Raw genomic sequence first — 19605 nt, 5'->3', positions numbered from 1 at the left:
GAGGCTCCCCCATGGGACGAACCGTCTCGTCGCGCCTTCGCCTGCCCGCGATCGTCGCTGCATCTTCCGTGCTCCTGTCCGTCCTGATCGGAGTCCAGCCCGCCCAGGCCGACTCCGCACCCGCCGACCCGACATCGCCGTCGACGCCGGCGACCGTCACCGCCGACGCACTGCCCACGCCGCAGATCGACGGCTCGGTCTTCTCGCAGGTCATCGTCGGCAACACGGTCTACGCGGCCGGCAAGTTCACCAAGGCGCGCCCGGCCGGCTCCGCGCCCGGTGTGAACGAGGTCCCCCGCAGCTACCTGCTGGCGTACGACATCACCTCGGGAGCGCTCTCGACGACCTTCGCCCCGGTCATCGACGGCCAGGTCAAGGCCCTCGCGGCCTCGCCCGACGGCAAACGCCTCTACATCGGTGGCGCCTTCACGAAGGTCAACGGCGTCGCCAAGTACCGCCTCGCCGCCCTCGACCCGGCGACGGGCACCCTGGTGACCAGCTGGAACCCCGGCACCAACGCGACGGTCAACGCCATCGCCGCGGTCGGCCCGAACGTCTACGTCGCCGGCGTCTTCTCGAGCATCGGCAAGGACACGCGCACCAAGGCCGCCGCCGTGACGGCGTCCAACGGCACCAACCTGGCCTGGGCGCCGCAGATCGCCGGTGGTGACGTGCTGGCGATGGTCGCGAGCCCGGACGGGTCGAAGATCGTGCTCGGCGGGTCGTTCAGCTCGGTCAACGGTTCCTCGCAGCCCGGCTACGGTCTCGCCATGGTCGACTCGACCTCGGCGGCGAACCTGCCGTTCCAGGCCAACGACGTGATCCGCAACGGCGGCGGCCAGGCCGCGATCTACAGCCTGAGCGCCACGGCGAACGGCGTATACGGCTCGGGTTACACCTTCGGCGGCGGTGGCCGTCTCGAGGGTGCCTTCAAGTCGACCTGGGGTGGCGACCTCGTCTGGGTCGAGGACTGCCACGGCGACACCTACTCGGTCGCCGCGAACAGCACGGCCGTCTACATCGCCGGCCACCCGCACTATTGCGGCAACATCGGCGGCCAGCCGCAGACCGACCCCTGGACCTTCCAGCGGGCGATGGCCTTCAGCGACTCGGCGACCCAGACGGTCACCAACGACCCCATGGGCTACTACAATTTCGCGGGCAACCCGGCCCCGAGCATCCTGAACTGGTTCCCCGACTTCGGCACCGGCAGCTACACCGGCCAGAACCAGGGCCCGTGGAGCGTCGCTGCGAACGACAAGTACGTGGTCTACGGCGGGGAGTTCCCGACGGTCAACGGCAAGGCCCAGTACGGCCTGACCCGCTTCGCCGTGTCGAGCATCGCGCCGAACAAGGAGGGCCCGGTGTACTCGGGTGCCCTGTTCGAGCCCACCCTCGTCTCCCTCGAGTCCGGCAGCGTCCGGGTCGCGTGGCAGTCCAACTGGGACCGCGACAACGCCAACCTGGCCTACCAGGTCTACCGCGACGGCAACCTCACGACGCCCGTCTACTCGACGACGGCGTCCTCGACCTTCTGGAAACGCCCCTCCATCGGGTTCGTCGACAAGGGGCTCACGCCGGGCAGCACGCACGATTACCGCGTGCGCGCCACCGACCCGCTCGGCAACACCGTCCTCGGTGACACCGTCTCGGTGACGGTGTCGACCACCGCCCCCTCGCCCTACCAGCAGCAGGTGTCCGCCGACGGCGCCACGTCCCTCTGGCGCCTCGGCGAGAAGAGCGGCTCGACCGTCTACGACTCGATCGCGTTCGACGACCAGCAGGCCCAGGCCGGCGTGACACGCGGGGCCAGCGGCCAGGCGTCGACCGACTCGGACGGCTCGAGCACCTTCTCGGGCACGGACACCGGCCTCTCGTCGACGACGTCGGCCATCACCGCCCCCCAGACGTTCTCGGTGCAGGCGTGGTTCCGGACGACGTCGACGACCGGCGGCAAGATCGTCGGCTTCGGCAGCAACCGGACGGGCCTCTCGGGTTCGTACGACCGCCACCTCTACATGGACCCGCAGGGCCGCGTGTCGTTCGGCGTCTACCCCGGCTCGTCGCGCATCATCACGAGCCCGACCGCCCTCAACGACGGCCAGTGGCACCAGGTGGTCGGCACGCTGAGCTCGGCCGGCCAGTCGTTCTACGTCGACGGCAAGAAGATCGCGACCGACGCCGGGACCACCAGTGGCCAGGACTACACCGGCTTCTGGCGCATCGGCGGCGACAACAACTGGAACGGCGCCCCGTACTTCCAGGGCGACATCGACGACGTGTCGATCTACCCGACGGCCCTGAGCGGCAAGCAGGTCGACGGCCAGTGGGTCGCCTCGGGACGCGCGAGCAGGCTGCCGAAGGCCCCGACCGACGCCTACGGTGCCCGGGTGTTCCAGGACGACCCCGAGGCGTACTTCCGCCTCGACGGCGACGGGGGCTCCGTGGCGGCCGACTCCTCGCCCGTCGGCACCGACGGCCTGGTGAGCGGCGGCGTCACGACCGGTGACGCTCCGGCGATCTCGTCGGGGTCGGGCCACTCGGCGCGGTTCGACGGCTCGTCCGGCGGCGTCTCGACCACCACCTCGTACGACGCTCCGAACACCTACTCGCTCGAGACCTGGTTCAACACGACCACGACCTCGGGTGGCAAGCTGATCGGCTTCGGCAACCAGCAGACCGGCTACAGCGGCAACTACGACCGCCACGTCTACATGGAGCAGGACGGTCGCCTCCAGTTCGGCATCTGGACCGGTCAGATGAACCTGGCGAGCAGCACGGCCAGCTACAACGACGGCCGCTGGCACCACATGGTCGCGACCCAGGGCCCCGACGGGATGAAGCTCTACGTCGACGGCGCCCAGGTCGGGTCGAACCAGGCCACCGGGTCGGACGGCTTCCGCGGGTACTGGCGCCTCGGTGGCGACAGCTCGTGGAACTCGGGCTCGGGCTACTGGGCCGGCAGCCTCGACGAGGCCGCGGTCTACGCCCGCCCCCTCGACGCCACGACGGTCGCGCAGCACTACGCGCTCGGCGCGGACAAGCCGAACGCTTCGCCCACGGCGGCCTTCACCTCGTCGACCACCGGTCTCGGTGCCACGTTCGACGGCAGCACCTCGGTCGACGGTGACGGCTCGGTCGCCTCGTACGCCTGGGACTTCGGTGACGGCAGCGCCGCGGCGTCGGGGGTCAAGCCCTCGCACACCTACGCGGCGGGCGGCACCTACACGGTCACGCTGACCGTGACGGACGACCGGGGTGCGGTCGGCACGTCGACCGCGAGCGTGACGGTGACGGCGCCCCGCGTGAACCAGGCGCCCAGCGCTTCCTTCGCCTCGACCGTCGACCACCTGGTCGTCGCCGTCGACGGGACGGCCTCGACCGACCCCGACGGCAGCATCGCGTCGTACCGTTGGGACTTCGGCGACGGCACGGCGGCAGCCACCGGCTCCACGGCGAACCACACGTATGCCGTAGCGGGCACCTACACCGTGACCCTCACGGTGACCGACGACGAGGGCGCCACCGGCACCTCGACCGGCACGGTCACCGTCGCCCCGGCCCCGCCGGCGAACGTCGCCCCCACGGCGTCGTTCTCGAGCGCCTCGACGGGCCTGGCGGTGTCGACCGACGCGTCGGCGTCGTCCGACCCCGACGGGACCGTGGCCGGCTACGCCTGGACCTTCGGGGACGGCGGCACCGCCACCGGGAAGACCGCCTCGCACTCGTACGCGGCGGCCGGCACGTACACCGTGACCCTCACGGTGACCGACGACAAGGGTGCGTCGGGCAGCTCGACGGGAACCGTCACGGTCGCGCCGATCCCCAACGCGGCCCCCACGGCGTCGTTCACGACAGCCACCGACAAGCTCGCGGTCTCCACCGACGGACGCGCCTCGAGCGACTCCGACGGCACCGTCGCCACCTACGCCTGGGACTTCGGCGACGGCGGCACGGCGACCGGCAGCACGGCGAAGCACGACTACGCCACCGGGGGCACGTACACGGTGACCCTCGTCGTGACCGACGACAAGGGCGCCACGGGGACCCGCACCTCCACGGTGACCGTCACCGCGCCTCCCGTGGTCACGGCAGTCGCCCAGGACGGCTTCGGCCGCTCGGCGAGCAACGGCTGGGGTTCGGCCGACGTCGGCGGCGCGTGGACGCGCACCGGCCAGGCCTCGCAGTACGCGGTCGCGAAGGGCGTCGGCACCCAGTACCTGGGCGCCGCCGGCTGGAGCACCTCGATGTCCCTCACCGGCGTCAGCGCGACCGACAGCGACCTGCGCACCAGCGTCAGCCTCGACAAGGCGGCGACCGGAGGCGGCACGTTCGTCTACGTCACGGGCCGCAAGGTGGCGACGAACTCCGAGTACCGCGCGACCCTGCGCTATCGCTCGGACGGACGCGTCGTCGTCGCTCTCAACGCGTACAAGGGCACGTCGACCAACGTCACCCTGGTGAACGAGACGCTGGTGCCGGGCACGGTCACGCCGGGCGCCAAGGTCAACGTCCGACTCGAGGTCAGCGGCTCCGGCACGACGACGATCCGGGCGAAGGTCTGGATCGACGGCACGACCGAGCCCACGGCCTGGACCGTCTCGACGACCGACACGTTCGCCGGCCTGCAGGCCCCGGGCTCGGTGGCCCTGGCCGCCTACGCCTCGGGCTCCGCCACCAACGCCCCGCAGACGGTCTCGTTCGACGACCTGAGCGTCTTCAAACCGTGACCGACGTCGCCCCGGAGCACCCGAGCGGGCTCGTCGTCCAGCAGTCGTTCCCCCGACCGCGACCGACGACGAACCCCTACCTCGTGATGCTCCGGGACGCCGTCGGCGCGGTCCCCGGGGTCGAGGTGCGCACCTTCGACTGGAGGGGCGCGCTGTTCGGCCGTTACGACGTGTTCCACGTGCACTGGCCCGAGATCCTCGTCTCGGGGCAGAGCCCGCTCAAGGCGCTCGTGCGTCAGGCGTTGACCGTCGCCCTGGTGACGAAGCTGCGACTGACGCGCACCCCGATCGTCCGCACCGAGCACAACCTCGAGCTGCCGAGCGGCATCTCCCGCCGCGAGCGCGTCCTGCTGCGCTGGATCGAGCGACGCACCGCGCTCTGGGTGCGACTGAACGACGAGACGCCCGAGCACCCCGACGCCCTCGGCGCGCTCATCCCCCACGGCCACTACGTCGACTGGTTCGCGCGCTGGCCGTGGCCGTCGCGCGAGGCCGGCCGGGTGTCGTACTTCGGCTTCATCCGTCGCTACAAGGGGGTCGACGGCCTCGTCCGGGCCTTCCGTGGCGTGCGTGGCGACGACCGTCGACTGCACGCCGCCGGGAAGCCCTCCACTCCCGAGCTCGCCCACGGCCTCGAGCAGCTCGCGGCCGGCGACCCCCGGGTCAGCCTCGACCTGCGGTTCCTCGACGACGAAGCCCTCATCGACGTGGTGCGCCGGGCCGAGCTCGTCGTGCTCCCCTATCGCGAGATGCACAACTCGGGCGGTGTGCTGACGGCCCTGTCGCTCGGGCGGCCCGTGCTCGTGCCCGCCAACGAGGTCAACGCCCGCCTGGCCGACGAGGTCGGTGCCGACTGGGTCCGGCAGTACGCCGACGACCTCGGTCCCGACGACGTCGAGGACGCGCTCGACGCGGCCTCACGGCTGGACGACGACGCCCGCCCCGATCTGTCGGCCCGTGACTGGGACCGTGCCGGTGAGGCGCACGTCGCGGCGTACCGCCGGGCGATCGCCGCCACCCGAGGCCGAGGCGTCGGACGTCGGGTCCGCCCGTGAGGTCAGCCGTCGACGCGGCCGTACTCCCGGTACCCCGCGCCCCACGCGCCCGCCACCATGCCGGCGCCCCGGGCCATCGTGCGGACGCCGCGAGCGCGTTGCCCCAGCGACCGTCGCCCGAGGGGGCGGGTCACCGTGCCGATGGCGTACCGACCCAGACCGCCGACGACGCGCACGCCGCCCTTGGCCGACAGCCGGAGGCGCGTGCCCAGTCGCGAGGCCCCTCGCGCGGACAGCATCACCGAGGTGAGGCTCCAGCCGTTGCCGCTGCTGTAGGCGCGCTGCACGACCCAGCGCCGCGTGACCCGGTGTGCGGGGACGACGTCGGTGACGACCGCCTCGGCGCACCACAGGATCGTGCCGCCGCCCGCGACCAGGCTGCGGGTGAACAGCGTGTCCTCGCCGCCGAGCTGCCCGAGCGCGACGTCGAAGACCAGGCCCTGACGGCGCACCGCGGCGAGGTCGAGCAGCAGGTTGTTGGTGGCCGCGACGTCGACGGGCGTGCCGGTCGCGAGTCGGCGGCGCACGAAGAAGCGGCCCTCGACGATGAACGGCTCGGGCTCGACCTCGTACTCGCTGCGCACGGGGCCGACGACGGCCGCGGCACCGGTCTCGGCCTGGAGGGCGACCAGCGCGTGCAGCCACTGCTCGGACGGCCGCTCGTCGTCGTCGATGAAGACCAGCAGGTCGCTGTCGCCGCTCTCCGCGAGTGCCCGGTTGCGGGCCGAGGCGATGCCCGGGGTCGTCTCCACGACGTAGTCCACCGCCACGGGCTCGACATCGTCACCCGGGCCGGCCGCGGCGAGCGCCGCCGCCTCGACGCGCTCGCGCCCCGACCCGCTCGCGTCGTTGTCGACCACGAGCACGCGCGCCTCGACTCCGAGTCCGCGCACGCTGCGGGCCTGCTCGACGAGCAGCGGCAGCACCGCGTCGAGGTCCCGCGGCCGGCGGAAGGTCAGCACGGCGATGGTCAGGAGGCGCGGGGCGGTCGGGTCGGTCGTCACGGGCCCCAGCATGTCAGGTCGGTGACCGGTGTCGGGTCGGTCACCGCGCCTCCTGCGGGTGGACGGGGGACGAACCGTGGGTGAGTCGCTCGCCGGCCTCTCGGTGGTCGTCGTCAACTACGGCTCGACCGACCTGCTGCGGCAGAACCTCGTGCCCGTCTCGCGGGCGACCGAGGGTCTCGTCGTGGTCGTCGTCGACAACTGGTCGGGGGCGGCCGAGCGCGCCCGCGCGAGCGAGCTGGCCGCGGCCGAGGGCTGGCACCTCGTCGCGCCCGACGGCAACGAGGGCTTCGGCACCGGGGTCAACCTCGGCGTCGCCCGGGCCCGCGAGGCCGGGGCGCGCCACCACGTGCTGCTCAACCCGGACGCCCTCGCGGACGCGGGGGCCCTCGCCGCCTTGCACCGCGCCTCCTCGTCCGAACCGCTGACGATGGGCGCGCCGACCGTGCTGCGCCCCGACGGCAGCGTCTGGTCGGCCGGCAGCGACCTGTACCTGGACGACGGGCGCATCCGGTCGCGACGGCGACGACAGCCCGGCGCCCGCGTCGAGGAATGGCTCAGCGGTGCCTGCCTCGTGCTGAGCGACGAGCTGTGGCAACTCTGCGGCGGCTTCGACGACGACTACTTCCTCTATTGGGAGGACGTCGACCTGTCCCGCCGCGTCGTGAGCGCAGGAGGCGCGCTCCGGTTGCTCGACGACGTCACCGTCGTCCACGCCGAGGGCGGCACGCAGACCGCCGGCGGGGCCGACCGGTCGGGGCAGGCCAAGTCGGCCGGGTACTACCGGTACAACATCCGCAACCGTCTGCTGTTCGCGGCGAAGCACCTCGACGACGACGACCTGCGCCGGTGGCGACGCCTGACCCCGCGCATCGCGTGGGAGGTGCTGCTGCAGGGCGGTCGGCGGCAGTTCGTGCGGTCGCCGGGCACGCTGCTCGTCGGACTGCGGGCCGTGCTCGAGGGGCGTCGGATCGTGGCGGCCGAGCTGCGGCGCCGGGCCCGGTCGGCCCGCTGATAAATTTATCAAGGGTCGACCTCGACTCTGATAAATTTATCACCGTGCGATCTCCCCTCACCAACCCGTTCCAGGCAGGCTCCGACGTCGTGCCCGACGTCTGGGCCGGCCGAACCGAGCAGTTGAGCGACTGGCACCAGGTCCTGCGACCCCGTCGGCACGCCGGTCTCTACGAGACAGGACGGACGATCCTCGGCGAACCGGGCACCGGCAAGTCGAGCCTCGTCCGCCGCATCGCCCGCGACGCCGCCGAAGCCGGCGACTGGGTGACGCCGCAGCTGCGCATGCCCACCGGGGCCGATCCCCTCAAGATCATCGCCTCCGCCGTCCTGCGACTGGCCGACCGCGCCGGGCTCCGCACCTCGACCCGGAGGGGCGTCCTCGACCTGCTCGCCAGGGTCGAGCAGGTGGCCGTGACCGGGTTCTCGGTGACGACCCGCGGCGCCGACGGCCCCGAGCCGTTCACGGCCCTCTTCGAGCTCCTCGTCGAACTCGGCCAGGCGGCGATCGAGCAGGACGCCGTCGTGATGATCCACGTCGACGAGGTGCAGAACATCGGCGACGAGGCCGCCCTCTCGCAGCTCCTCATCGCCCTCGGCGACGCCCTGTCGCACGAGGTCGAGGTCACCGTGCCCGGCGGAGGCACGGTGTCCCGCTACCTGCCCGTCGCCGTCTACCTCACGGGCCTGCCCGACTTCGAAGACATGGCGGGTGCCCGGAAAGGGGCGACCTTCGCCCGACGGTTCCGCACCATCACGCTCGGTCCCCTCGACGAGGGCGACATCCTCGAGGCACTCCAGCCCTTCGTGATCGCGGGGTGGGAGACCGCCGGCGACCACGGTGCCGTCGAGACCGTCCGCATGGACCCTGCGGCGGCGAAGGCGATCGCGGCCCTCAGCTGCGGCGAGCCATTCCTGTTCCAGCTCGCCGGCCAGCGGGCGTGGAACGTCGCGACGGCACCCGTCGTCTCCGAGGAGGACGTCGTGGCCGGCTGGCGCGGAGCCGAGAGCGAGGCGTCGGCCCACGTCGAGCGCATCCTGAACCGCCTCCCCCCGCGTGAGCACGAGTTCTTGCGGGCCATGGCGTCGCTGCCCGCCGCAGAACGCACCCTCAACGCGATCGCCGAGGCGATGGGCCTGGCCTCGGGCGCCCAGCTCGGGCCCACCTCGCAACGGCTCGACACGGTGCGTGGCGTGGTCAGCCGGGGCAAGCCGTACGCGTTCCGCAACCGTGCCGTCGAGGCCTACCTGACGACGGACTGGCCCCGAGCGGGCTGAGTTCGAGCGGGCTGAGTTCGGGCACGGGCCGCCGCTCCTCGCGCACGGCGGCGCATCCCATGATCTCCGACCATCGGTCGATCCCCGCCCGCCGGCCGCTTCCTATGCTCGACCCATGAGCACAGCCACCGCACGACCCGCGACCGCGACGCCCGGGACCGACGACGGCGAGGGGTCCGCGGATGGTCCGCGGCCGTCCCGGGCCCGACGACTCTGGGCGGGGTCGTGGCGCCTCGGCGTGGCCCTGACGACCGGGCTGGTGGCCTTCGCCGTGGTCTGGCCGTCGACCGACATGAGCGGCTGGAGCGACGCCCGGGTCGGGGCCAGCATCGTCGGTGACGTGCTCGCCGGATCGGCCGCCCTCGTCCTCGTCCCGTTCCGCCACCGGGCACCGTTCGCCGTCACCCTCGTCGTCGTCGGCCTGGCGTCGTTCTCGACCCTCGCGGTCGGGGCCGCCGCCCTGGCCGTCGTGTCGCTGGCCACGCGCCGACGCCTCGGCGAGATCGTGGCCGCCGGAGCCGTGTTCGTCGCGGCCACGGTGGTCGCGGAACTCCTCGTGTTCCGCTCGACCGACGACGGGACCTCCGTCGGGTGGATGACCGTCGCCCTCGGTGCCGTCGTCCTCGCCTACGCGCTCCTCGCGCTGGTCGGCGTGGTGATCGGGTCGCGACGCGCCCTCGTCTCCTCGCTGCGCGAGCGGGCGCTCCTCGTCGAGCGCGACCAGGCACTCCGCGAGGAGCGGGCCCGGGACGGCGAACGGGCCCACCTGGCCCGCGAGATGCACGACGTCCTCGGGCACCGGCTCTCCCTCGTCGCCCTGCACGCCGGGGCGCTCGAGTACCGGGGCCGCGACCTCGACCCCGACGAGACCGTCGCCGCCGCGGCCGTCGTCCGGGCCGAGGCCCACTCGGCGCTCTCCGACCTGCGAGACGTGCTGGGGGTGCTGCGCGACCCGGACGCGGGCGGGGCCTCCGAGGTCACCGTCACCGCGCCTCCTCAACCCACGCTGCTCGAGCTCGACGCCCTCGTCACCGAGGCGCGTGAGGCGGGCTCGTCGGTCACGTCCTCGATCGACGACGCCGAGCGTCTGGCCGAGGTGCCGACCACCGTCGGCCGGCACGCCTACCGCATCGTCCAGGAGGCCCTGACGAACGCCCGTCGGCACGCACCCGGACAGCCGATCCGGGTGTCGGTCTCGATCGGCACGACGGACGTCGTCCGCATCCGTGTCACGAACCCCGCGCCCGACGCCACGGCCGAGAACCGCACGGGCCACGGCCTGGCAGGCCTGGCCGAGCGCGTGCGGCTGGTGGACGGCCACTTCGGGGCGGGCCCCGACGGGGACGACTTCGTCGTCGAGGCCGACCTGCCGTGGACGCGATGACCGGCCCGCGTCCGGTCCGGGTCGTGGTCGTCGACGACGACGCCCTGGTGCGGTCGGGACTCCGCCTCATCCTGGGCGGGCACGTCGACGTCGAGCTCGTGGGCGAGGCCGTGGACGGACTCGACGCCGCCGCCGTCATCGCCCGCACGGCACCGGACGTCGTGTTGATGGACATCCGCATGCCGCGCTGCGACGGGCTCGAGGCGACCGAGCGCGAGCTGGCCCGACGGCCCGACCTGCGGGTGGTCGTGCTGACGACGTTCGAGGCCGACGACCTCGTGCTGGGGGCGTTGCAACGCGGTGCCCGCGGATTCCTCGTGAAGGACACCCCGCCGGGTGAGCTCGTCGACGCCGTCCTCGCCGTCGCCCGCGGACGCTCGATCCTGTCGCCGAGCGTGCTCGATCGCGTGATCACCGCCGCCACCCGGGCCACCGGCCCGGACGAGTCCGCCTCGGCCGCCGATGCCCGGTCCCGGCTGGCCCTCCTGACCGACCGTGAGAGGGAGGTGGCCGTCGCGGTGGCCGAGGGTGCCACGAACGCCGAGATCGCCGCCGGCCTCTTCGTCAGCGTCGCCACCGTGAAGACCCACGTCGGCCACGCCTACGACAAGCTCGCCGTCACGAACCGGGTCCAGCTCGCGCTCGTCGTCCGCGCGGCCCGCCCTGACGGCACACGGCCCGTGCCGGCGACGACCGACTAGCGGAGCGCGGGCACGCCGCCGAGCAGAGCCGGACCCGACGCCCTCAGCCCGCGACGAACTCCGCCAGCGACGCCGCCAGGTCCCGCGTCGTCAGTCGTTCCTCGACGAGGGCCCGCCCCGCCACGCCGAACGCCCGGGCCTCGGCCTCGTCGTCGAGCAGCCGCAGCACGTGCGCCGCGAGCGCCGACGCATCTCCCACCGGCGCCAGCAACCCCGTGCGTTCGTGCTCCACGTAGTCCTCGATGCCCGGAGTGTTCGTCATCACGACGGGCCGCCCCGTCGCCATCGCCTCGAGGCTGACCGTCATGCCGGACGCGTGCAGGTTGTCGCGCGTCGCGACGGCCACGACCGACGCCCGTGCGTACAGCTCGGCCAGCTCGCGGTGCGAGACGTGCGGCACCACCGTGACGCCCTCGGGCGGTGCCGCGTCGCTCGTCGTCTGCACGACCAGCTCGACGTCCGGCCGCTCGGCGTGCACGCGCTCCAGCGTCGCGAACAGCGTCGCCGGGTCCCGGTCGCGGTCGCCCCCGATGCTCAGCACCATCGGTCGCGAGGGCCACGGACGCGCCGCGAAGAACTCCTCGTCGACCCCGAAGGTGAAGAACCCGACCGGGGGCCCGTCCTCACCGACGAACCGTCGCAGCGGCTCGACCTGCCCCCGGCTGATCACCCAGAGCCCGCTCATCCGTCGCAGCACGTCGCGCATGCGTCCGACGTCCTGCCCGCGCTCGACCCGGTCGGTCACCCAGATAACACCCGTGTACATCCGGTCGTGCGGCCGCGTCAGCAGCATCCGCCGCGCGACGTTCTCGTCCCAGGTCACCCCGACGTCACTCGACGGGACCCCGGACGAGGAGGCGCGGCGCGGCACCACCCGGTCGCGCAGCACCTGCAGGCGGCCGGGTTCCGCGACCGAGGCGATGCGCGCCTCCGGGTCCGAGTCGCGCAGCGCCTCGAGGCCGTAGGGCCAGAGGCCGGGCCGACGACCCGCCGCGTGGTCGGCGGCCCAGCCGGCCACGTCGCGTTCGGTCGCGAACAGGACCTCGATCACCGCGCCTCCTTCTCCTCGTCATCGGTGCGCTGGTCGTGCGCGCGCTCCTCGGCGGCCCGTTCGGCCACCGCTCGCTCGGCGATCGCCTGGTCGGTCGCGGTCTCGTCACCGCGCTGCTCGTCGACGTCGAGGCCCGCGGCCGCCGTGGCGCCCTCGCCGTCCGCCGACTCGTCGACCACGCCGCCGCCACCCGCACCGCCCGCCGCCGCCTCGGCCCGACGTCGACCCAGGTCGCGCGACACGTACCAGAGGTTCGGCACGAGCTGGCAGAGCGCCACCGAGATCGCCGAGCCCAGCACGGGTCCCGCCGCCCCGACCTGCCCGATGAACCACCACGACAGCCCGAGGTTGAGCGGGACCATCAGCACGATCGGCAGCACCTGGAAGACCAGTCCGGTCTTGTCGGTCATGTACATGCCGACCGGGTACTTGGCCGCCTGCAGGCCGACGAAGACCACGAAGCCGACGAGCATCCAGCCGTCGAGCGTGATCGCCCCGCCCGACACGAACCGCGCCAGGAACGGGCTGAGCACGGCGAGTGCCGTGCCCAGCACGAGTCCCCCGAGCAGGAACCACAGCGTCGGCACGGTCGGCGACTCGACGCGACCGGCCGACCGGGCCGCCGCGTAGACCGGCCAGAGGGCGATGCCCGCCGCGGCGACGGTCTGCAGCACGATGCCGAACAGCTGCGAGGCGAGGTTGTACTGGGCGAGCTCGTCGGGCCCGGCGAGGTGGCTGAGCAGCAGACGGCCGGTCTGCATCGCGACCGGCAGGGCGATCATCTGCACGAGCATCGGCCAGGCGAGGCCCAGGGCGGGCACGCCACGGTAGCTGCGGACGCGCGGCACGAGCTTGACGGCCGACCCGATCTGCGGCGACAGGGCGCGCGCCGCCACGATCAGGCAGATCACCGAGACGAGGCTGTTGGCCACGTACGAGACGACCGCGAGGTAACTGCCGATCGGCGCGCTGAACATGACGGCCGAGCCGATCGCGAGCAGCATGAACGGCGCCACGACGGCCTGGCTGGCCACCTGCGTGCTGGTCTTCTTCAGCCCCACGAGGATGCGCTGGCCGACCGTCAGCGGGATCACCAGGCCGAACACCGCCAGGCAGAGACCGGCCGCGAGCGAGCCGCCGTCGGGCAGCAGCCCTTCGCCGAGCAGCACCGGCCACCAGCCGGCGAGCGTGATGATCAGTGCGACGGCGACCATGATGCCGCCCGACACCAGCAGCACGCGGAAGGCCGTGACGATCGAGCGCTTGACGAAGTCGTCGGTGCGGACCGACGACGACCCGGCCACGGCGTTGATCACGATCGCCGCGATGCCGAGGTCGGCGAACGGTAGCAGGGTCGGGAACGTCGAGAGCAACCCGTACTGGGCGTAGGCGTCGGTGCCGAAGTTCTGGATGATCATGCGGCTCGTGATGATGCCGAGTACGCCCGACAGGCCCATCACGATCACCTTGATCGCCGCGGTCGATCCCACGGCGGCCATCGCGCCGCCCCGACGAGGACGACCGGCCGAGCCCGTCGTCGACCGGCTCACGAGGCGCGCCCGAAGAGTCGGTCGTCCGCGGCGAGGCGTCCGTCGCGGTCGGGCAGGTCGGCCAGCACGTCGTCGGCGGCGCGGCTCGCGTCGAGCGCCGCGACGATCGCGTCGGCCAGCACCTGGGGGGAACGCGGGTCGGACGCGACCACGTGGCCGTGGGCGTCGAGCCAGTCGGCGAGGCCGGTCTCGGTCGTCGTCACGACGGTGCAACCGTGCGACAGCCCCTCGACGATCGGCAGCCCCACCTGCTCGCGCCAGGTCGGGCTCGGCTGCGACCACAGCACGAGCACGCGCGCGTCGTCGAGCACGGAGTGGATGCGCGGGCGCGGCGGGTCGACCTCGAGGGTGACCGAGGGCTGCGCGACCGACAGGGCCCGCGCCTCCTGCTCGAGGGCGCCCTTGCCGAGCAGCGTGAGCGTCGCCTGCGGGCGGGCCGCGACGACGAGCGGCCAGGCAGCCGCCAGCACGCGCAACCCCTTGCGCTCGACGAACGAGCCGACGAACGCGACCGCGGGCGGGCGGACCCCGCCGCCGCGGGCGTCCTGGTGGCGCGTCGGCAGCGCGGGCACCGAGGCCACGGAGGCCCGCGGCGACGGGGAACCGAGGAGGCGCGTGTACGTCTCACGCGCCGCGTCCGTCCCGAAGACCACCCGGTCGAGTCGCCGCCAGACCGCCCGGGCGAGCACGCGTTCACCGCGTCGGCGCAGTCGCGTCCGCAACCGGGGAGCGGTCGCCGACGTGAACGGGTCGGCGTTGCCGATCAGGTAGCTCACGACGGTGGTCGGACGGCCGGTGACGCGGCGTCGCACCGCCAGGGCCGCCAGCACGAGGGCCGTCGCCGGCAGGCTCGACGTCATCAGCGGTTCGTTGACCTCAAGGGTGTCGACGTCGGACCGTGCGATGAGCCAGGCCGCCCGCACCGGGCCGGCCGGCACGAGGTCGAGGCCCTCGGCGAGCGAGGCGTCGAAGTCGTACCGCGTCACCCGGTAGACGATGCTGGCCGGGGCGAGCTCGTGGGCCCGTTCGAGGTGCGCCGTGCGCAGCGACTCGTACAACCGGACGGCCGGGAGGCGCGGTGCGGCCCCCCGGGACGGCCGAGCGACGGTCACGGGGCGTCGACGCCCCGACCGCCGGCCGGGCGGGGAGAGATCGGGGCCTTCGGCGCCGACGGGCCGCCGGCACGCTGTGCGCTCTCGGAGACGCCGTCGAGGACGACGCCGAGCACGGGCACCTGGACGCCGGTCAACGCCCGGGCGGCCTGGACCAACTGGCCGCGGGACGAGTGGCCGACCGTGGCGACGAGCACGACGCCGTCGGTCAGGCGTCCGAGCTCGAGGACGTCGGACGAGCTGAGCACACCGGGGGTGTCGACGATGACCACGTCGTAGCGTTCGCGCGCGGACTCGACGAACAAGGCCATCGACTTCGAGCTGAGCAGGGGGCTGGGGTTCGGGGGCACCTCGCCGGTGGGGATCACGTCGACCCGGTCGCGCCAGGGCGTGACGGCGTCGGCGAACTCGACGCGACCCACGACGACGTCGGTCAGGCCCGTCTCGTCCGACACGGCGGCGAGGTCGGCGAGTCCGCCGCCGCGGAGGTCGGCGTCGATCACGAGGACGGACTGACCACGTTCGGCGTAGGCCAGAGCCAGGTCGAGGATGACGGCCCCGCGGCTCTCGCGGTCGTCGGTGCTGACCGACGAGACGGCGATCGTGCGGGCGACCGCGTCCACGTCGGAGAACTGGAGCTGCGCGCGGATGCGTCGGAAGTCGTCGGCCGCCGCACCCTGGGGCTCGTCGGCGAACGCCAGGCTGCCGCGTCGACGGCGCACGACGCTGCCGAGCACGGGGGCGACGCGCAGCTCGTCGACGTCGGCCGTCGAGCGGAGGCGCGTGTCGACCACGGAGCGGACCAGGGCGAAGACGATGCCCAGGGCCGCACCGATGGCGAGGCCGGTGAGTGCGATGAGACGCCGGTTGGGGCCCGCGGGCGAGTTCGGCGGCGTGGCCTCGGCGATGGGTGCCACGCTCAGCGTCGACAGGCCGGCCGCGCTCTCGGGCGAGAGCGATCGGGCCTCGTCGCTGAGCGACCGGGTCACGGCGTTGGCGATGTCGGCCGCCCGCTGACGGTCGGGGTCGACCACGGTGACGTCGATGATGACGGTGTTCAGCGGGTTCTCGGCCGTGACCTGCCGGGCCAGCTGGACCGGCGTGAGGTCGAGCCCCAGGTCGGAGATGACCGGTTCGAGGACGACCGTCGACGTGGCCAGGCGGGTGTAGCTCTGCACCAGGTTCTGCGTGTACGACGAGCCCTGGAGCAGCTCGTTCGGGTCGGAGCCCTCGGCCGCGGAGACGAAGACGCTGCTGGTCGAGCGGAAGCTGTCGGGTCGCGTCTGGGCGTAGCCGTAACCGGCCGCACCACCGAGGAGGGCGAGGACGAGGATGACGGGCCAGCTCTTCACGAGCGCGCGCCAGTAGTGCTGAGGATCCAACTGACACTCCCGGGTTAAGTGGTTGAACCTGGCGAGCATACCCGCCGCCGACGGGGGGCCATGACCCCCCGACGGGGGCGCCCCGGCGGTCACAGACGAGGGATCACCCGCTCTCACCCGCTGACCGCCCGGTGGGGGGATGCGCGGCGAGCCGCCCTCGGCGGGCGGCCCGGTCAGCGGACGGGCAGCTCGACGCCCGCCCAGCGCGGCCCGTGCGGGGTGATCGCCACCCGGCGGGGTTCGTCGGGCTCGTCGGGGTCGTCGACGGGATCGCTCGGTGGGGTGACCTCGCGGGCACCCGTCGGTCGCTCGATCACGACGTCGAGCCACGACTCGGACACCCCGTCGAGCAGTCCCGCGCCCCACTCGACCACGACGATCGAGCCCTCGAAGTCGAGGTCCAGGTCGTCGAGCTCGGCCTCGCCGGACAGCCGGTACGCGTCGACGTGCACCAGGGGCGTGCCCGACGCGGTCGGGTGCGTGCGCGCCAGGACGAACGTCGGGCTCGCCACCTGGCCGCGGACCTCGAGGCCCTCGCCCAGGCCGCGCGTGAAGGTCGTCTTGCCGGCACCGAGCGGTCCGGTGAGGACCAGCAGGTCACCCGCTCGCAGCAGGCCGGACACCCGACGTCCCAGCGCCTCCATGGCGTCGGCGTCGGCGACGGCGAGCTCGACGGGACCGCCCGGGGTGGTCACGGCCGGCCGCCGACGTAGACGCGAGGCACCCGGGCGCCGACGCGGCAGGCGACCTCTTCCGGGATCGTGTCGGTGGCGTCGGCCCACTCGCCGATGGTCATCTCGCCCCGGTCGCCCGGCCCGAACAGCACGACCTCGTCGCCGACCGCGACCGGGTCGTCGCCCATGTCGACCAGGAACTGGTCCATGGCGACCCGGCCCACGATCGGTCGGGGCACGCCGTTCACGACGACGTGCACCGCCCCCTGCGCCCGGCGGCTGACGCCGTCGGCGTAGCCCAGGGGCACGAGGGCGAGCGTCGTGTCGGACGGAGCACGGAACGTGTAGTCGTACGAGACCCCGGTGCCCGCGGTGACGCGCTTGACCTTGACGACGGACGCGCTCAGCGTGAGCACCGGACGCAGTCCGCGGTCGGCGGCGGTCACGCCCTCGGTCACGGGGATCCCCAGGCCGTTCGACCCCATGCGGACCATGTCGAAACGCCGCTCGGGGTGCTCGAGCGCGGCCGAACTCGACGACATGTGCCGCTTCTCGACGGTGGCACCGAACGCCTCGGCGTCGGCCACGGCCTTCTCGAACACCCGGGCCGCGGCCTGGTCGTCGGCCTCGCTCGTCTCGCTGACGTGCGAGAAGATGCCGCGGAGGCGGACCACGCCCTCGTCGCGCAGCTCGACGGCACGGGCGACGAAGGCCGGCCAGTCCGAGGGCAGGCAGCCCTCTCGGTGCAGCCCGGTGTCGATCGTCAGGTGGAGGAGGGCGACGCCACCGCGCGCCCGCGCGACCGCGGCCACGGACTCGAGCTGCTCGAGGGTCGACACCCCCAGGTCGACGTGCAGGTCGACGGCGGCCTCGAGGTCGTCGGACGGGCTGAGCTGCCAGGCGAAGAACGAGGCGTCGCCGCCGATGCCCAGACGTCGCATCCTCAGGGCCGGCGCGAGCTCGACCGTGCCGAACCAGCGGATGCCCGCCGCGACGGCCTCGGGCACGAGTACGTCGGCCCCGTGCGAGTAGGCGTCGGCCTTGACGATGGCCAGGATCTCGACCGGGTCGAGACGGGCGATCAACGACTCGAGGTTCGCCCGGTACGCGGCCAGGTCGACCGTGGCCCGGCGCAGGGACGTCGCGGCGCTCATGCGGTGTACCTCCGGGTGAGGCCGGCGGCCAGGCACGCGACGACCTCGTAGGTGATGCCGCCCATGGCGTCGGCCCAGTCGGCCGCGGACTGCCGGCCCAGCACCGGGTCGCCGAACAGCACGACCTCGTCACCGATCTCGACGGGGTCGTCGCCCACGTCGATCACGAGGGCGTTCATGGCGATGCGGCCGCGGACCCGGTAGGTGCGCTGGCCGATCGTCACGGACGCGCGCTCGCTCGCGGCCCGGTCGATGCCGTCCGCGTACCCGGCCGGCACGATCGCGATCGACGTGTCGCGCTCGGGGCGGAAGAGGTAGCCGTAGGACACGCCTTCGCCCGCCGGTATCCGCTTGACGGTGGTCACCGGCGCCGTCACGGTCATGGCCGGACGCAGGCCGAGCTCGGCGGACGTGCGGTCGGGGTAGGGGCTGAGCCCGTAGCTCGCGAGGCCGAAGCGCACCATCGTGGCCCTCGACCCGACGTAGTCGAGCGCCGCCGCCGAGGCGGCGACGTGCAGCAGGGGCGGCCGCACGCCCAGCTCGTCGAGCATCGCGGAGGCACGGGCGAAGCGGGCCACCTGCAGGCCGTCCTCTTCGGACGAGGCGTTGGACACGTGGGTCATGAGGCCCTCGACCGGCACGACGTCGGCGTGGCCGGCCGCACGCTCGAACAGCTCGGGCCACTCGGACTCGACGGCCCCGTTGCGACTCAGGCCCGTGTCGATCGCCAGGTGGACCGCGCGGACGCCAGCCGCCACGGCCGCCTCGAGCTGGTCGACGCTCGACACCGCCGGGGTGATGCCGAGCGCGGCGGCCTCGGCGAAGTCCTCGTCGGGAGCGTGCAGCCAGGCGAGCACGGGCGCCTCGACACCGGCTCGTCGCAGGGCCACGGCCTCGGTCAGGTCGGCCACGCCGAGCCAGTCGACGCCGGCCTCGACGAAGGCCCGGGCGCACTCCACGGCACCGTGGCCGTAGGCGTTGGCCTTGACCACGGCCATGACGGCCGCCGGTGCGACGGCCGCCCGCAGCACCTCGACGTTGTGTCGCAGCGCGGCCGTGTCGACGGTGATGGTGACGTCGTGGGTCATCGGTCTGCCCCTTCGTGGTGTGCGTCGTCGTGGTCCGCAGCGCCGCGGCCGTCACCTTCGGCGACAACGTAGGCGACCGCCACCCCGCCGTCGTGGCTGAGCGACAGGTGGAGGCGCGCGACGCCCCGCGAGTCCGCCAGCGACCGTGCTCCCCCGCTGAGGACGAGCGACGGGGCTCCTTGGTCGTCGGAGACGACCACGACGTCGTGCCAGCGCACCCCGGTGGAGCCGCCCAGGGACTTGATCAGCGCCTCCTTGGCGGCGAAGCGGGCCGCCAGCGACTGGCGCCCGCGCGGGCTGCCGTCACGCAGGACGAGTTCGTCGGCCCGGAACAGTCGCGTCGCGAGAGCCGGGGTGCGCTCGATCGAGCGGCCGAAGCGTTCGAGGTCGACGACGTCGACGCCGATGCCCACGATCACGTCCTCACC

The 19605-nt window shown here is 73.2% G+C and carries 15 protein-coding genes; 6 read left to right on the top strand and 9 right to left on the bottom strand.

The window, feature by feature from the left end:
* The first annotated feature begins 11 nt into the window (after positions 1–11).
* Together AC1MBW_RS08680 and AC1MBW_RS08675 are read left to right on the top strand one after the other, a co-directional pair.
* Positions 12–4730 (top strand): PKD domain-containing protein, encoded by a 4719-nt coding sequence (locus tag AC1MBW_RS08680; RefSeq protein ID WP_480024186.1) that lies wholly within the window; start codon positions 12–14, stop codon positions 4728–4730.
* Positions 4727–5785 carry a glycosyltransferase gene (locus AC1MBW_RS08675; RefSeq protein ID WP_480024185.1) on the top strand — a complete coding sequence of 353 codons (1059 nt, stop codon included), beginning with the start codon at positions 4727–4729 and terminating at the stop codon, positions 5783–5785. Before AC1MBW_RS08680 ends, AC1MBW_RS08675 begins: the two co-directional genes overlap by 4 nt.
* 2 nt (positions 5786–5787) lie before the next feature.
* Here AC1MBW_RS08675 and AC1MBW_RS08670 read toward each other — a convergent pair whose 3' ends face one another.
* Positions 5788–6789 carry a glycosyltransferase family 2 protein gene (locus AC1MBW_RS08670; protein ID WP_235450963.1) on the bottom strand — a complete coding sequence of 334 codons (1002 nt, stop codon included), beginning with the start codon at positions 6787–6789 and terminating at the stop codon, positions 5788–5790.
* A 76-nt stretch (positions 6790–6865) separates the two neighbouring features.
* On the opposite strand from AC1MBW_RS08670, the gene AC1MBW_RS08665 reads away from it, so the two are divergent.
* From AC1MBW_RS08665 to AC1MBW_RS08650, 4 genes are all read left to right on the top strand, one after another.
* Positions 6866–7804, top strand: coding sequence for a glycosyltransferase family 2 protein (locus tag AC1MBW_RS08665; protein WP_480024184.1), 939 nt, complete (start codon positions 6866–6868; stop codon positions 7802–7804).
* Between the two features lie 44 nt (positions 7805–7848).
* A complete protein-coding gene (locus AC1MBW_RS08660) occupies positions 7849–9081 on the top strand; it encodes an ATP-binding protein (RefSeq protein WP_480024183.1) in 1233 nt (410 codons plus the stop codon).
* A gap of 115 nt (positions 9082–9196) precedes the next feature.
* Entirely contained in the window at positions 9197–10465 is a 1269-nt protein-coding gene (locus tag AC1MBW_RS08655; protein ID WP_480024182.1) for a sensor histidine kinase, read from the top strand.
* Positions 10462–11166, top strand: coding sequence for a response regulator (locus AC1MBW_RS08650; RefSeq protein WP_480024181.1), 705 nt, complete (start codon positions 10462–10464; stop codon positions 11164–11166). The genes AC1MBW_RS08655 and AC1MBW_RS08650 overlap by 4 nt, the downstream gene beginning before the upstream one ends.
* A 43-nt stretch (positions 11167–11209) precedes the next feature.
* Here the strand turns inward: AC1MBW_RS08650 and AC1MBW_RS08645 are convergent, their stop codons facing one another.
* From AC1MBW_RS08645 to AC1MBW_RS08610, 8 genes are all read right to left on the bottom strand, one after another.
* A complete protein-coding gene (locus AC1MBW_RS08645; RefSeq protein ID WP_480024180.1) occupies positions 11210–12217 on the bottom strand; it encodes a glycosyltransferase family 4 protein in 1008 nt (335 codons plus the stop codon).
* Positions 12214–13716, bottom strand: coding sequence for a lipopolysaccharide biosynthesis protein (locus AC1MBW_RS08640; RefSeq protein ID WP_480024179.1), 1503 nt, complete (start codon positions 13714–13716; stop codon positions 12214–12216). The genes AC1MBW_RS08645 and AC1MBW_RS08640 overlap by 4 nt, the downstream gene beginning before the upstream one ends.
* A 47-nt stretch (positions 13717–13763) precedes the next feature.
* Positions 13764–14879 carry a glycosyltransferase family 4 protein gene (locus AC1MBW_RS08635; protein WP_480024178.1) on the bottom strand — a complete coding sequence of 372 codons (1116 nt, stop codon included), beginning with the start codon at positions 14877–14879 and terminating at the stop codon, positions 13764–13766.
* Entirely contained in the window at positions 14876–16261 is a 1386-nt protein-coding gene (locus AC1MBW_RS08630; RefSeq protein WP_161805466.1) for a tyrosine-protein kinase domain-containing protein, read from the bottom strand. Before AC1MBW_RS08630 ends, AC1MBW_RS08635 begins: the two co-directional genes overlap by 4 nt.
* Positions 16262–16434: 173 nt before the next feature.
* Positions 16435–16956 carry a tRNA (adenosine(37)-N6)-threonylcarbamoyltransferase complex ATPase subunit type 1 TsaE gene (tsaE, locus tag AC1MBW_RS08625; RefSeq protein WP_480024177.1) on the bottom strand — a complete coding sequence of 174 codons (522 nt, stop codon included), beginning with the start codon at positions 16954–16956 and terminating at the stop codon, positions 16435–16437.
* Complete coding sequence (gene alr, locus AC1MBW_RS08620) at positions 16953–18089, bottom strand: alanine racemase (RefSeq protein WP_480024176.1); 1137 nt, start codon at positions 18087–18089, stop codon at positions 16953–16955. Before alr (AC1MBW_RS08620) ends, tsaE begins: the two co-directional genes overlap by 4 nt.
* Positions 18086–19177 carry an alanine racemase gene (gene alr / locus AC1MBW_RS08615; RefSeq protein ID WP_480024175.1) on the bottom strand — a complete coding sequence of 364 codons (1092 nt, stop codon included), beginning with the start codon at positions 19175–19177 and terminating at the stop codon, positions 18086–18088. Before alr (AC1MBW_RS08615) ends, alr (AC1MBW_RS08620) begins: the two co-directional genes overlap by 4 nt.
* Positions 19174–19596 (bottom strand): holo-ACP synthase, encoded by a 423-nt coding sequence (locus tag AC1MBW_RS08610; RefSeq protein ID WP_054145435.1) that lies wholly within the window; start codon positions 19594–19596, stop codon positions 19174–19176. The genes alr (AC1MBW_RS08615) and AC1MBW_RS08610 overlap by 4 nt, the downstream gene beginning before the upstream one ends.
* Between the last annotated feature and the right edge of the window lie 9 nt (positions 19597–19605).

This window comes from Frigoribacterium sp. AP1, assembly GCF_056680555.1.
Note: the sequence above shows the minus strand (reverse complement) of the source record. Positions and strands in the feature narration are given on the sequence as shown.

Coding starts and splice junctions, on each gene's coding strand:
- AC1MBW_RS08640 (WP_480024179.1), bottom strand. CDS start 13,716: ATGGCCGCCGTGGGATCGACCGCGGCGATCAAGGTGATCGTGATGGGC.
- AC1MBW_RS08655 (WP_480024182.1), top strand. CDS start 9,197: ATGAGCACAGCCACCGCACGACCCGCGACCGCGACGCCCGGGACCGAC.
- AC1MBW_RS08680 (WP_480024186.1), top strand. CDS start 12: ATGGGACGAACCGTCTCGTCGCGCCTTCGCCTGCCCGCGATCGTCGCT.
- alr (WP_480024175.1), bottom strand. CDS start 19,177: ATGACCCACGACGTCACCATCACCGTCGACACGGCCGCGCTGCGACAC.
- alr (WP_480024176.1), bottom strand. CDS start 18,089: ATGAGCGCCGCGACGTCCCTGCGCCGGGCCACGGTCGACCTGGCCGCG.
- AC1MBW_RS08650 (WP_480024181.1), top strand. CDS start 10,462: ATGACCGGCCCGCGTCCGGTCCGGGTCGTGGTCGTCGACGACGACGCC.